Origin of the sequence: Rhodococcus qingshengii JCM 15477, assembly GCF_023221595.1 — a bacterium.
GTDB classification, from domain to species: Bacteria; Actinomycetota; Actinomycetes; order Mycobacteriales; family Mycobacteriaceae; genus Rhodococcus_F; species Rhodococcus_F qingshengii.
Genome location: NZ_CP096568.1, coordinates 40,449 through 54,826, shown reverse-complemented (window position 1 = coordinate 54,826; position 14,378 = coordinate 40,449). Strand labels below are relative to the sequence as shown.

Below are 14,378 nucleotides of genomic sequence, written 5' to 3'. Positions count from 1 at the left end.
TGCGGCGCTTCCGGGCGCCCCTTGACGCGGAGGTCGCTCTCTGTGATCATTCTGCGGCACAGCTTGTTTCAGCCACGGCGCGTATGCTTCGTCGCTGAGATGCTGTGTTCATGCTGTATGTCATCGAAGGTGTCCGTCTGACGACGGCCGGAAGCCTGCAGGCCCCTACTTCGCTCAGTCGATAACAAAGGGATGCCATGACCGCTGAGTCGAGTACCGAACTACATCAGCCGCCCCGCGGGGCCGGAAAGTTATCTCTTGATGGCCGTGTTGCCGTCATCACCGGCGCTGCGACGGGTATCGGGCGCGCTGCGGCTATACAGTTCGCGCGAGCCGGGGCCTGCGTTGCGGTGGTCGATATCGCAGATGGAGAACCCGTTGTCGAGCAGATTGCCGCAGCAGGGGGGCCAATCGCACGCGCATACCGGGCGGATGTCAGTGACGCCGGTCAGGTTGAGGGCGCAATCGGCCAGATCAGCGCCGACTTCGGCCGTATCGACGTCCTCTACGCGAACGTCGGCGCTCATGAGTGGGGTAGCGCTGTCGAAGCGTCCGTCGACTCGTGGGAACGCATGCTGGCGGTCAACCTGAGCGGCACCTTCTATCTCACCAAGTACGGAATCCCTGCTCTCGTCGAGAGCGGCGGCGGATCGATAATCACGACCTCATCCGAATACGGTCTTCTCGGAGCGCGCAGATCTGCCGGCTACTGCGCGGCCAAGGCAGGAATCATCAACCTCACCCGTGCCCTGGCGGTCGACCACGGCGCCGACAATATCCGGGCCAACTGCCTCGTTCCTGGACCCACGGCAACAGAGAAGGGACTCGAGTTGTTCGCTTCCGACGATGGTCTCGGTGCTGCGCAGGACAGGCTGATCCTCCTCGAGCGCAATGGCACGGCGGACGAGATTGCCTCGGCAGCGTTGTTCCTGGCGTCGCCTGCCAGTTCGTTCGTCACGGGCGCAGTGATCAAAGTCGACGGCGGCGCCACTTCGTGGTACTCGGTGTGACGGGGACGATGATGACCTGCACATTTGATGGTGTTGCCCTCGTGACAGGTGGTGCACAGGGAATCGGCGAGGCCATCGGTCGCGGCCTCGCTGCGCAGGGTGCGACGGTTGCGTTGGTTGATATCGACCTCGATCTCGCTGAGTCCGTCGCCGCCGACATCCGTCATGCTGGGGGAGATGCCACGGCGCACTTCGTTGATCTCGCCGATCGTGACTCGGTCAATTCGATGGTGGAAACAGTCCTACAGCGGCACGGGAACATTCACGCTCTGATAAACAACGGCGGCCTCGATGCTCAGCCCGGACTCGCCTCTGATATCGACGCCACGCACTGGAACACCCTCATTGACACAGATTTGTCCGGGCAGTGGTGGTGCACGCAAGCCGTCCTACCGAATATGAAGGCCCGTGGATATGGCCGGATCATCTTCATGAGTTCGTCGTCGATATACATCGGTGGACGAACGATATCGCCGGCATACCTGGCAGCCAAGGCTGGACTTGTCGGGCTTACCGTGGGACTGGCCAGTCAGCTGGAAGAATCCGGGATCTTGGTGAACTGCCTCATGCCCGGCCCGACGGGCAACACCGGCACGCCGATGGATCCCGAAGACGTCCCGGTCTATCTTGCGGAGCACCCTCTGGGGTTCGGTGGTACACAACCACTCGTCGACTCGGTGCGCTATCTTCTCGATTCGACGGGAGACTGGGTCAGCGGGGCCATTCACAACGTCAGTGGCGGGCGGTTGCGGGGCCGTTAGGACACGCAGGTCGATGGTCCCTTCGTGACAGAACTCGGACGGCCGACCCGAGATCCGCCTGACGCCTAGCTCCTCACGGGCCAGCGAGTCTGCCCGTCCCCGTTGCCGCGAGAGCATGGCCCATTACAAGCCTGCCTCGAAGTGCTCTTTGCAGGCCGATGGGCGACAACGGCGTCGCCCATCGGAAAGGCATCCGGGCATGATCAGCGTCATCAAACGAACCATCACCCGCGCAAATCAAAGCCTGTCGTGAGCTGCTCCGAGGGCGTCTGATGCCGTGTGCACGCCACGACTATTTACAGCCAGGAATTGGTGATCGTCGTGGCGTTCGACGCATCGCCGAGGTGCTGATGAATAGCAGGCAGTGGCGCCTCGGCCGAGCGCCACCGGGCGTGAGGCCGAAGTGCTGTGCGGCCACCAGCTGTGTCAGCGCATCATTGTGCGCCCGGCGGCAGCCCTCATGTGTCCGCTGCCACGGATCCGATCGCAGCAGCGAGATTGGCCAGACCCTTCAACCTGTGCATCAGCACGAGAAGGTCGTCAATGTCGGGTTCTGCCGCACTGATGACGGCGGCGGTCACGCTGTCGATCTCCTTCAATTGCAATCGGTGCGAGGTACCGAGATCTCCATCGAACAGCGGAGCGGAACTGTGGCCGGCGATCAGCAGCGACTCTGTCACCGCGACCGGGGCTTCTGCTATCTCGAATCCGATCGCAAGTCGCGCAAGGAAATGCGAGCGCGATCCGGTCATCCTGATTCGGTTGACGGCATCCCCCAGTTCCGCAATGCGCAGGCGGCGATGGATATCGAAGAACACCGTGGCTATCTCGGACGCATTGCATTGCGTCGTCGTCGCCAGATAAGCGACATTCAACAGTTCCGGACCCAACCGCGCGAACCGGATCCAGTCCGCGATCCGGTTTGCGTTCGAGTCGCCATCGTCGCAAAGCAGCGTCCGTAGTGGGTCAGGGAGAATGCGGTCCGGTTCGGTTGACTCGTCCGTGACCAGCGTGCCGATCTGTTGCAGAATCGGCTTGAGCCGGGTCGTTTCCAGACTGAAGTCCAGTCGTCGCCGACTGATCAATACCGCTGCGCAACGGTCGAGAAGCAGGCGGATGATCAATCGAACATTGTCTGCGACGTCGACGTGCATGCACGAGGTGTCCAGTATGTGCTTGATGTCGTCGATGCCGAACAGTTCCGAGACGATGCGCAGGGCCCGCACGCAATCGAGCGTGCTCGCACCGGTTTGCTCGCGAAGTCGGTGCACGAAGGAGAATCCCGCGACAGCAACAACGTGATTGATTATCTCGGTAGCGGCGATTTCGCGGCGTAGCGGGTGCGCTCGCCCGTGTGTCGCGACCGCCGAGCGGAGGCGATGGGGAAAGTAGTTGACGAAGTACTCGCCAAATTCCGGCTCGTCGAGGGCGGGTTCTGCTACCAGGTCCCGCTTGAGGGACAACTTCGTATGTGCCATCAGCACCGCCAAATCGGGGGAGAGTAGGCCCCGTTCGGCGCGCGTCATCGCGTCGAATTCCTCGGCCGACGGTAGACCTGTCATTGTGCGGTCGAGGTCACCGAGATCATGCAGGATCGCAACCTGTCTGGCGTGGACATCGTTCAATTCCACAGCGTTTCGACGGCTTACTCCCAGTGTCTCGTTGTGATCGAAATTGTTGGCCAGCACCTTACGAGCGACATCGGGTTCGAGGTCGTGCAAGAGCGCATCGCGATCTGCCAAGTCGAGCGTCCCGGAGGCGGACAAGGACGACAATGCGATCTTGATGTTCACCTCGTGGTCCGAGCAGTCGACTCCGGCAGAGTTGTCCAGAGCATCGGTATTGACTCGCCCTCCGTTGCGGGCGTACTGAATTCGAGCTGCCTGTGTCAGCCCGAGATTGCCGCCTTCGACGACTACCTTTGCCCGCAGTTGATCTGCATCGATTCGCACCGTATCGGTGGACTTGTCGCCGACGGACAGATGGGATTCGAAGGACGCCTTCACGTACGTGCCGATCCCGCCGTTCCACACCATGTCGACGGGGGCGCGGAGAATTGCCTGAATCAGCTCGTCTGCGGTGAGGGACGTCGCCTCGGTCGCTAGGCCCAGGGCGCGGCGAATTTCGGCGGAAAGCTCGATGGTCTTGGTGGTGCGTGACCATACCCCGCCGCCGCGGCTGATTCGAGTGCGGTCGTAGTCCTGCCAGCTCGATCCGGCGGTATCGAAGAGTCGCTGTCGTTCTCGATAAGACGCGTCGGGGTCGGGGTCGGGGTCGAGGAAGATGTCTCGGTGGTCGAAGGCTGCGATCAGCCGGATGGACCTGGACCGCTGCATGCCGTTGCCGAAGACGTCGCCGCTCATGTCGCCCACACCGACAGCGGTGAATGGTGCTCGGTCGGGGTCGATTCCGATCTCGTTGAGGTGGCGTTGGGCACTGATCCAGGCGCCGCGAGCGGTGATGCCCATTTCTTTGTGGTCGTACCCGGCCCGTCCACCGCTGGCGAACGCGTCGCCGAGCCAGAATCCACGTGCGCACGCAATGTCGTTGGCGGTGTCCGCGAAGGTGGCGGTGCCCTTGTCCGCAGCTACCACAAGATAGGAGTCTTGTCCGTCCTCTGTCGCGGTGTCGCCGGCCGGAGTGTTGAGAGCGGATTTCTCAGCGTTGTCGGTGACATCGAGCAGTGCGGAAACAAATGTTTCGTAACCGTGTTTGGCTGCGGCAGAACGTGCTTGACTGTCTTGGGGTGGGCGGCGCAGAACGAATCCGCCCTTTGCGCCGACCGGGACGATGACGGCATTCTTGGCTTGCTGCGTGGTTGCGAGCCCGAGAATTTCGGTTCTGAGATCTTCGGACCGGTCGGACCAGCGCAGCCCCCCGCGCGCGATGCGCCCGAACCGCAGGTGCACTCCTTCGACATCCGGTGACAGAACATAGATCTCGAACAGTGGGCGAGGCACGGGTGCAAACGGTACCGATTGCGGTGCGATCTTCAGCGCGAGTGGGTGATCCCTCGACGGAACGAGGGGGTCCGCGGCATTCGTGCGCGTCGTGGCCGACACGACGGCGAGTAATGCGCGAAGAAATCGGTCGGCGTCGAGTTGCGGGACCGCCTGAATGGCCTGTGTGATGTACTCACGTCGTGCCGAGGCGCCGTCGGTCGCCGTCGCCCCGACCACCTGCGAGCGGAACAGATCTACCAATGCGGTAGCGATATCGGCGTGTTCGACCAAGACGGAGGACGCGAAACGTGCGCTGAAGGGTTGTCCGAGCTGACGTAGATAGCGCGCGTATGTCCGCAGCACAGCGACGTCTTTCCAGGTAAGTTCAGCGTGTGTCACAAGTTTGTTGAAGTCATCGACATCGGTGTCCCGGCGCCACATCGCGTGCAGGGCGTCGTCCATACGTACCCGCTGCTGCGACGTCGCAGCGGGTAGGCGGCCGGTACTGACCAACCCGACCGCCACGACATGACATTGCAAACCGTCGCCACGGACCAGCGCCTGGCTGCGGCGGTCGACGATCTGCAGATCCAGGCACTGGAGCATCGGGAGAACCTGCCCCAATGTGGGCGGCGGTGACGTCGCGGTCAGTGTTACCAGCTCGAGGTTGTCACCACGTCGGCGAAAGAAGAGCTCGGCTCCTCCCTGCCGGAGAGCGCTGAGGCGTTCGCCGAGATCGGAGAGGACGATCAATTCTTCGGAAGGAGATTCGTCCGCGACGAAACCTTCTGGTAGTTGGTCCGGCACGGAAGCGCTGTGCATCGATTCGCCTTTCAGAAACCGTTGGATGTTCGCGTGGTCGGGTCAGTCCGACATCTGGTTGCGGACCGTGATGACCGCGTCGCCGATGGCGTCGAGGTGTTCGTCGGTCATGGCGGTGGACAGCGCCAGGAGTCCGTTCGTGCCCGTGAGTACACCTGCTTCGTACAATTTCCACCACAGTGCGCGTGGATTGTCGTCGATCAGCCGTATGAGCGAACCGCTACCATTGGCGTCAACTCCGTTGTCCCGCAGCCGCGTACGTAGAGCCTCGCCACGGTCGTTGAGTTCGCGCACGGCCGAGGGCGAGAATCGGCGCAGTGCAGCCAATCCGGCTGCCATGGTCACCGGATTGGCACTGAACGTGCCTCCCCAGGCAACGGCTCCGTCGCTCAGGGGGCTGAACGACGACAGAATTTCTGCGCGGCCGCCGATTGCTCCGACCGCGAACCCGCCGCCGATCACTTTGCCCAGTGAGATCAGGTCCGGGTTCAGTCCGTAGCGGGTATGCAGACCACCGTGCTCGAGTCGGAAGGTGATGACTTCGTCGACGGCGAGGAGCGCACCGTGTTCGCGGGTCAAGTCGGCCAATCTGGCGACGTCGTCGACGCGTGCCGGCACGAGGCCGGCCCGGTTGGGCATGAGGTCGATCAGCACCGCGGCCACTCGTCCGCGGTGGTGGATCAATGCTTGTTCGACGGCGTCGATGTCGCCCTGTGGGACTTCGACGATTGTCTCGGACACCGCAGCCGGGACGCCCTGCGCCTGGGGGGAGACGACGGCATCGTAGGTGCCGTGATAGCTGCCGGCAAAGCGCACGATCACGTCGCGGCCGGTGTATGCGCGAGCCGCCCGAATCAACATCATGACTGCCTCGGTGCCTGAGTTGCAGAAACGCCACTGCTCGATACCGTCGGTCCGAGCACGCAGTGTTTCGGCCATCTCGACTTCGTAGCGGGTCGGTAGGCCGAACGCGGTCCCTTCGGCAGCTACCTCGCTAACGATCTGGAGTATCTCCGGGTCGGCGTGGCCGTGGATAAGCGAGGTGTAGTTGTTGTTGCAGTCGATCACGACGTGGCCGTTGACATCGGTGATCTCGGCGCCCTTGCCGCTCACCGCGTAGGGGGGATGCGGTGCAACGAACAGGGTGGAGCGGGTACTGCCACCGGGCATGACTGCGACTGCACGCTGGTATAGCTGATGGTCGTCGGTATCTGGCATTTCCGGGCCCCTTCATGGGAGTGTGTTTCGAGCGTTGAGACGTGCTGAGGGCAGGTGTGCCGCTGCACGATCGGGACCACATTCGACAGCCGCTCGCTCGACGAATGCGGTCCCGCGGGGGTCGAGGTTCGGGTGAGGCCGTCAGGCAGTCTTGCCGACCGACGTGTCGCTGAGCTCGGACATGATTTCCTCGCTGCCGAGCACGTCGCACACGATCATCTGGCAATTTCGGAGCGACGCGAAATGCATCTCTTCGGCGCTGACGTAGTGCTCCTCCTTGGTGATCGGATGCAGCGTCGTGCCTCCGATCGTGCCCAGGCAGTCGTGCACCATGACAGCGTTGAAGTTCCGGAAGTTGGCATCGCGCGCGGTCGACTCACAGCACGAGCCGGTGGCGACACCGGTGATAAGCACTGTGTCACGGTCGAGGTCACGCAGGAGCTGTTCGAGCCCGGTCTGGTAAAAGCCGCTCATGCGCTTTCGAGCGATGAACCAGTCACCGTACTTCTCAGCCGACAACGGCAACTCCGGGATGACCTCGACCCCGAAAGTGTTCTCGCGTAGTCCTTTTCCGCCGTCGTCACGGAGTGCGGGCCTCTTGTCGAACACCGGCCCTCCATCGACGCGGCCACGGCACACGTAGGTCAGGCATACAACCGGTATGCCCTGCTCGTGGCAGAAGTTCACGAGCTTGACGGTGGGTTCCACCGTTCGAGTCATGTGGCTGATATCGAAACCGGTGCGAGCATAGGCGCCGGCTTCGTGGAACCACTCGTTCTGGAAGTCGATGAGAATCAGTGCAGTCTTGTCAACGGACAGTTTCGGCGTGATGCGAGCGATACTTGCAGCCTGGTCGGGCGTGTTCGCCGGTCGGGGGGCGTTCGCGCGAGTAGTGATCATGTTCGGTATCCAGTCTTGTCGTCGTTCAAGCGAATGCAGCGGGCCCGCCATCTCTGGTCGGCGGGCCCGCAGAGCGTGTTGCCCGTGTCAGAGCCCGGTCTTGACGACCTGGCGGCCACGCTTGCCCAGTTCCTGATGAAGCCACTCGTAGTGATCAAGCACCGGGAACTGCTCGGCATCGGTGTCTTCGAAGATTTCGACCTTGATCGGCGTGCAGTGCCCCCCGTTGCACGCGGTCGACGAGTCCTCCGGGCAGTTGGCGAGTGCGACGAGCACGTCCATCTCCGCGCGGAACTCGATGTAGTCACCGGCTTTGGTGATCGGCTCGTTGATGAAGAACCCGTCCCGCTCGAGGTCGTACGGGTAGTTCATGAAGACGTTGATCGGGTCGGGAATCTCGGCGTAGGTGACGTCGAACGGAGCGATAGCCTTGCCGATGATCTCGTGGCAGCCGTCTTCGTCGACTCCGCTCATGTTGTTCATCATGAAGCGGTTGCACATACGGTGGTGCAGATCGTGCACGCCTTTCCGGTCCGCCGACTCCTTGATGATCGTCATCAGGGGACGGCACGATGTCGACATCAGCCAGTCCCCCTCGCCGACGGTGTTGCGCGGCAAGTATTCCGAGCCGGGTTCGACGAAGTAGCGAGAGCGCGAGTAGCTGGCGGACAGCTTCTCACGACGATCGTCGTTGTTGAAGACGACGAAGTCGATGACCTGCTTGCCTTCGACGTCGGTGAGTCGAATGATCTGTCCTTGCTTGACGATGCCCGCGTACCCGCCCTTGGCATCGACCAGCTGCTCGGCAATTTTGTTCAACGTCATTGCTTTCTCCTTGAAATGTGATTGTTGGTGACTCTTACGAAGGAGGGATCTACTGGGACGACTCAGGCGATGGGGAGGGTGCGGCTCTGTTCACGAGCGAATCCCTGCAGGTACCAGGGGCCGAGACCACCCTTGCCGGACGAGCCGCTGGACTTCCATCCGCAGAACGACTGAATGCCCGGCCACGCACCGGTGGTGGCGCCACTGCGGCGGTTCACGTAAAGCACACCCGCTTCGATGCGGTCGAGGAATTCCTCGACTTCGGTGTTGTCGGCGCTGAACACGCCGGCGGCGAGTCCGTAGTCGACCGCGTTCGCCTCGTCGATAGCGTCGTCGAACGAGTCGACCCGGCTAACAGTGACGAACGGGAGGAACAGTTCACGGCGGGTCAGGTCGTGGCCGATGGGCAGGCCAGAGATCACGGTCGGGTTGACGAAATACCCCTCCCGGTCGGGCCGATCGCCGCCCGCTTCGATGCGGGCGCCGGCCGCCCGCGCGCCGGCCACCGCCTCTTCGAACCGGGCCACGGCATTGGCGTCGATGACCGGCCCCATGAAGGCATCGGCATCCTCTGGATCGGACACGCGCAACGCGTTGACTCGTTCGACCAATTTAGTGACGAACTCGTCGTGGACGTCGGCCTCGACCACTACACGTGAGCATGCGGAGCACTTCTGCCCCGACAGTCCGTAAGCAGATCGAGCCACACCTTCAGCAGCTGCATCGAGGTCAGCGTGGCGCGAGACCACCGTGACGTTCTTGCCACCCATCTCGGCCAGTACCGGCCGGCCGAACGCTCCGTCACCGAGCGAGCGGACCATGTTCCAACCGATTTCGGCCGATCCGGTGAATGCGATGCCATCGACCGATGCGTCGGTCAGCGCCTTTCCGGTAGCGGCACCACCGTGAATCAGATTGACCACACCGACCGGAAGATGGCGAGCGAGGATCTCGGTGACGGTGGCTCCCGAGCGGGGTGCCTTGTCCGAAGGCTTCATCACAATTGCATTGCCCATCAGCAGCGCGGCAGTCGCCATGCCCACGTTGAGGGCCGCCGGAAAATTGAACGGTCCGATGACCGCGAAGACGCCGTACGGGCGGAGCAGGTCGGTGTTCTCTTCGTTGGGATCGGCGGTGTTCATCCGTTTGCGGAAGTCACCGGATTCTTCGAACTGTGTCGTGTAGGTGTCGACGAGATCGACGACCTCCTTGGCTTCGCCAAGTGCTTCCAGTCGCGACTTGCCGGTTTCGGCGGACAAGATGCCGGCGATCTCGACCAGACGATCCTGGAACTCGGCCTGCGCGGAACGCAGAGCCTGCGCGCGTGCAACCGTCGACGTCCGTCGCCACTGTCGTTGCGCTCGTTTTGCTGCGCTCACAGCGGCGGCGACGAGTGCGCTGTCGGCCGCATGCGCCTCGGTCACCACTTCGCCGGGGTGCGCCGGGTTCACTCGCACGAAGACTTCGCCCGTTTCGATCTGCTGACCGTCGATCAGGTGGGCAAGCGGACCACTGTTGTGGTTGCGTGCGCTCTCGAGTGCACTCTCGAAGGCCACCGAGGTGGCTGCGTCGGCTCGGGTGGTGGCGTAGTTCACGTCGATGCTCACTGTTGTGCTCCTTGCAGATTGGATCCGGCGACGGCCGGATCGGATGTGGAAAGTCGGGACGAATCCCATTTCGATCCGGGGCCGGCCAACGAGGGGGTCACCCCTTCGAGGTACTCGGCGACGGTTTTGCCGATGGCAGGGGCCAACTGAATGCCGTTGCCGCCGGCGCCCAGAGCGCAGACGATCCTGCTGTCCGTCGGGTGCGGCCCGACCACCGGTTGTTGATCGAACGACATCGGGTACATACCGGCCCAGCCGCGGCCCAGACCGGCCTCGTCCAGGCCAGGCAAGCGGTGAGCGAGCGCCTCGGCGATCTGCTCGACGAAGGACTCGTCGACGGTGTACGAGACGGTGTCGGGATCGCTGGCGTCCTGGATGGTTTCTTCGGTATGGAGGCCGGCGAAGAGCGACAAGTCGTTCTCGTGCCGGAAGTACAATCCGGCTCGTCCACTGCCGGGCACGTAGTCCATCACCGACGGCATGGTGTATCCCAGTGGGCGCGAGAGCGTCACCGTGATCGCTTGGTGGCGTTGGGGATTGAGTGTCACAGGAGCGCCGAGGAGGTCTCCGACCTGTGCCGCCCATCCTCCTGCGGCATTGACGACAACGTCTGCGGTGATTGAACCGCGGGTGGTGTCCAGGACGATCTCGTCGCCGGCGCCGGACGTCACGCCGAGCAGTTTGGCTTTCTGCAGGATCGTCGCGCCGCCGCGTCGAGCGACGGTGCTCATCGATGTTGCGAACAGGTGGCCGTCGACGTATCCATCACTGGGTCCGTACAGCCCTCCGACACGATCACCCATCTCGAGTTCCGGAATCAGGCGGGAGATGTCCGCTTTGTCCAGCACGCGAGCGTCGTGAACACCGTACGTTTTCTGCAACTCGACGCTGCGGGTGTACTGATCGATCGCGTGATCGGAGTCTCCCAATCGCAGGTAGCCGTTGACATTTATGTGGAGTCCCTCGGCGGCAGCCAGGGTCTTTGCGAACTGCAATCCGAACGCTCGCACCGCGATGTCGAACTCGTTCATGTACTGGGTCTCGATGATGCCGATCGACCGACTCGACGACCCTTCGGCGATGTGTTCGGCCTCCACAACCGTCACATCGAACTGCCCCGACTTCGTCAGGTGAAGCGCGGTCGACAACCCGAGTGTGCCGGCGCCCACGATCGCTACGCGCGTCTTCGCCATTTTATTCTCCGTCCTCAGCGACTAAGCACTGTTTGCGCGCTGTGCGCCCAGTATGGCGCTCTGCGCACTTTGCAGTGTGCCTTGTGTCCCACCGCCCGTCAATAGGCATGTGGGATCGATGGATTCGGTCGGACAAATGGACGCACAGCGCACAGCCTGGTAGCGGTTTTCCCCGAACGGCGGTTGGAGCCGGTATGTTGTTGGAAACAACCGCGCCGTGTGAACAGCTGAAGCAGAGGGGAATATCGATGGAGGACGATCGGGAGCGCTACTACGTGCAATCACTCGAGCGTGGATTGTCCGTGATCCAGTCGTTCAGCGACTCACGTGATCGCCAGACCATCACCGACGTCGCCGATTCCACCGGTATCACGCGCGCAGCCGCTCGCCGATTCGTTCTCACGCTGGTGGACCTCGGGTACCTTCGCGCGGACGGGCGATATTTCACCATGACGCCCAAAATCTTGGAGTTGGGTTACTCCTACCTGACCTCAGCGCCCCTGTCGGCCACCGTGCTACCGCACCTGACTGATCTTATTTCCACAGTCCGCGAGCAGACTCCGTTGTCCATCCTCGATGCAGGCTTGACGGTCCTGCACGGCGCCGAGATCGTCTACATTGCGCACACCCGGGCGGAGAACCTCTTCATGTTGAACGTGACGACCGGCACGCGCTACCCAGCGTGGATCGCCTCAACAGGGCGAGTGTTGCTGAGCGCACTCGACGAACAGGAACTTGACACGTACCTGCAAACTGTTGAACTCACCCAGTACACCGATATGACAGTGGCCTCGAAAGCGCAGTTACGCAACAGTATTCGGGAGACTGCTGACCGCGGTTGGGCGGTTCTCGACCAAGAGTTCGACGAACGACTGTGCGCCTATGCAGTTCCAGTGCATGACCGATCCCGCTACCCTGTCGCCGCGCTGAACCTGTCGGTCATGCACACCTCGTCCGGATCCCGCGAGTACGAGTCGACGCTGATCAGTGCCATGACCAACACAGCAGCACGCATCGAAGCTGACTTGAGGTTGCGACGAGGACCCAGCGATCTGGCGCACTCGATCTGACCCGGGCGGCCACGCACGTTCGAGTTGTCCCATCATCGCCCGCCCAAGGCACCGCGCCGGTCATTCGGTACGCCGCCACCCGGCCGCTGAACTGCGCTGTGATCCGCCGCGCGGCGAGTCAACGGTCGACGACGATGCTGATCGCACGACCTCGTTTTCAATCACCTTGCATGGGCTACGTGCCTCAGACTCGTCGAGCTCTTGCGTGTCCCCAGCGATGTGCCGCGCTTTGAGCTTGCCGGAATGTCTTCTGCTGCTAACTACCGCCGCTGTCGAATCGACTCCCCGAATGTTCATACCGCCCGCGCCCGCAAGCCACGGGTGGGGCTTAAGCCACGGGTGGGGCTTACGGGCGCGGGCGGTATGGAGGCTCGAAACGAACAGGTCCTCAGACCGGCTATGTAGTCAGTTGCTGGACGGTCTCACGGAGTCTTTCGGGGCGGGAGGAACGAGGTGCTGTTCATGTTCTTCCATGAGCTCACTCGATGACGGTGCGCGGCGTCGGGCAAGGTCGGCATCCACGGTGACGATGGGCGGAGCCGGAACCGACACGGGACCGGAAGGAACGAATCGTCCCCCGGCTTCGGGAAAGACGTATCCCGGCTCCGGGAAAGCGAGCAGGGTTGCGTAGTAGATAGCGCCACTGACCAGGAACGACAAGAAGAAGCTGACATCGATACCACCAGCGATGTCCTTGAGGGGACCCGCAATGAGTGCGGTGTTGGCCGTCGAAAGCCCCAGGACCGCACCGACACCCCACGCGATCATCGTGCGGACGTTGTAACCCCGAGTGAACCAATACGCACCGCCTTGTTGACCGCGGTTGAACACCTGCAGATCCTCGACGAGGTAGTGCCCTCGACGTGTGAGGTAACCGACGAGAAGTATCGACACCCACGGTGCCGCCAGAACCAAGATCAGGGTGGTGAACGCGTTCACCGTGTCGACCAGGTTGAAGACGAACCGCCCGAGAAACACTAGGACGATCGACACCGCGCCGATCGCGACGGTGGCCTGCATGCGGTTCAGGCGCGGCACCACCGACGAGAAATCGAGCCCGGTTCCGTACAGCGAGGAGACGCTGCCTCCGAGGCTACCTCCGATGAGGACCACGATAAGCGGCGCTACGTACCAGGCAGGCGAGATGTCTACCAGCCCTGCGACGTACGCACCTGCATCCGGAACCACAGATGCTGTGGCGGCACCGAACAGGAACGGCACGAGAGACGATATTTGGGCGACGACGACCGCCAGACGAAGGCGGCGTGCCGGGAATCGCTGCGGAACGTACCGTGACCAGTCGCCCAGGAATGGGCTGTATGAGATCGGGTTTGCCATGACGATGAGGAGGGCGGCAAACCACGTGGTCCAGAATCCGCCGACTGCGTACTCGCCGGTTCCGGGATAACCGAGGTCGATCTGGCCGCCGAGGGCCACGAATCCGAGGGCCATCAGAATCAGCATGGCGGGCGCCAGGAACTTGTTGGCCGCGAGCAGCCAACGGTAGCCGACGATACAGATCGAGAAGGTTGCGAGTGCAGCCAATCCGTAGGCAACCGCTGCAGTGGCGTCGTTGGCGAGTCCGGGAGCGAACAACCCGACCGCGGACACGACGGCGTCACCGCAGACCCATACCGACAGCGTGAAGAAGGTGACGGCGACCAGCAGCGAGAGAACAGAACCCACCACGCGTCCCGTGACTCCGAAATGTGCACCGGAGGAGACTGCATTGTTGGTATGCGATCGCTGCCCGATCGACGCCAGCGGCGCCAGGAGCAATGCGCCGATCATGACGCCGCAGACGATCGCGGTAGCTGCAGCGGCGAAACTCAGCCCGAGCGCGATCGGAAGGGTGCCGAGCAGCACGGTTGCCGTGGTGAGGACGGACCCGGTGGCGATTCGCAGGAAGTCCCATGGGGTCGACGTACGGGCTTCGGGTGGGATCGGTTCAACCCCGTACGACTCGATCAGAGGGGACGAGTCTGGGGGAATAGGTGTTTCAGGCACAAGTGTCTCCGAAGAGTAGGCAG

10 protein-coding genes are annotated in these 14,378 nt (G+C 62.4%); 3 read left to right on the top strand and 7 right to left on the bottom strand.

The genetic code is table 11. The annotated features are described in order from the left end of the window. Positions 1-197: 197 nt before the first annotated feature. Together M0639_RS33810 and M0639_RS33805 are read left to right on the top strand one after the other, a co-directional pair. A complete protein-coding gene (locus M0639_RS33810; RefSeq protein WP_076949034.1) occupies positions 198-1,010 on the top strand; it encodes an SDR family NAD(P)-dependent oxidoreductase in 813 nt (270 codons plus the stop codon). 41 nt (positions 1,011-1,051) lie between these two features. After that, positions 1,052-1,771 (top strand): SDR family NAD(P)-dependent oxidoreductase, encoded by a 720-nt coding sequence (locus M0639_RS33805; RefSeq protein WP_179090812.1) that lies wholly within the window; start codon positions 1,052-1,054, stop codon positions 1,769-1,771. A 458-nt stretch (positions 1,772-2,229) separates the two neighbouring features. On the opposite strand, the gene M0639_RS33800 is transcribed toward M0639_RS33805, so the two are convergent. From M0639_RS33800 to M0639_RS33775, 6 genes are all read right to left on the bottom strand, one after another. Then, positions 2,230-5,535: an NAD-glutamate dehydrogenase domain-containing protein gene (locus tag M0639_RS33800; protein ID WP_083745052.1), complete on the bottom strand. Its 3,306-nt coding sequence runs from the start codon at positions 5,533-5,535 to the stop codon at positions 2,230-2,232. A gap of 42 nt (positions 5,536-5,577) precedes the next feature. Next, positions 5,578-6,753, bottom strand: coding sequence for an aspartate aminotransferase family protein (locus tag M0639_RS33795; RefSeq protein ID WP_076949037.1), 1,176 nt, complete (start codon positions 6,751-6,753; stop codon positions 5,578-5,580). Between the two features lie 141 nt (positions 6,754-6,894). After that, positions 6,895-7,653, bottom strand: a complete 759-nt coding sequence (locus tag M0639_RS33790) for a cysteine hydrolase family protein (protein ID WP_076949038.1) — start codon at positions 7,651-7,653, stop codon at positions 6,895-6,897. A gap of 87 nt (positions 7,654-7,740) precedes the next feature. Beyond that, positions 7,741-8,478 (bottom strand): DUF1989 domain-containing protein, encoded by a 738-nt coding sequence (locus M0639_RS33785; protein ID WP_076949039.1) that lies wholly within the window; start codon positions 8,476-8,478, stop codon positions 7,741-7,743. 62 nt (positions 8,479-8,540) lie between these two features. After that, positions 8,541-10,085 carry an aldehyde dehydrogenase family protein gene (locus M0639_RS33780; RefSeq protein ID WP_076949040.1) on the bottom strand — a complete coding sequence of 515 codons (1,545 nt, stop codon included), beginning with the start codon at positions 10,083-10,085 and terminating at the stop codon, positions 8,541-8,543. Continuing rightward, positions 10,082-11,278: an NAD(P)/FAD-dependent oxidoreductase gene (locus tag M0639_RS33775; protein ID WP_076949041.1), complete on the bottom strand. Its 1,197-nt coding sequence runs from the start codon at positions 11,276-11,278 to the stop codon at positions 10,082-10,084. The genes M0639_RS33780 and M0639_RS33775 overlap by 4 nt, the downstream gene beginning before the upstream one ends. 248 nt (positions 11,279-11,526) lie before the next feature. On the opposite strand from M0639_RS33775, the gene M0639_RS33770 reads away from it, so the two are divergent. Then, positions 11,527-12,348 (top strand): IclR family transcriptional regulator domain-containing protein, encoded by an 822-nt coding sequence (locus tag M0639_RS33770; RefSeq protein ID WP_076949065.1) that lies wholly within the window; start codon positions 11,527-11,529, stop codon positions 12,346-12,348. A 405-nt stretch (positions 12,349-12,753) separates the two neighbouring features. Here M0639_RS33770 and M0639_RS33765 read toward each other — a convergent pair whose 3' ends face one another. Further along, complete coding sequence (locus M0639_RS33765) at positions 12,754-14,355, bottom strand: purine-cytosine permease family protein (RefSeq protein WP_076949042.1); 1,602 nt, start codon at positions 14,353-14,355, stop codon at positions 12,754-12,756. Positions 14,356-14,378: the final 23 nt, after the last annotated feature.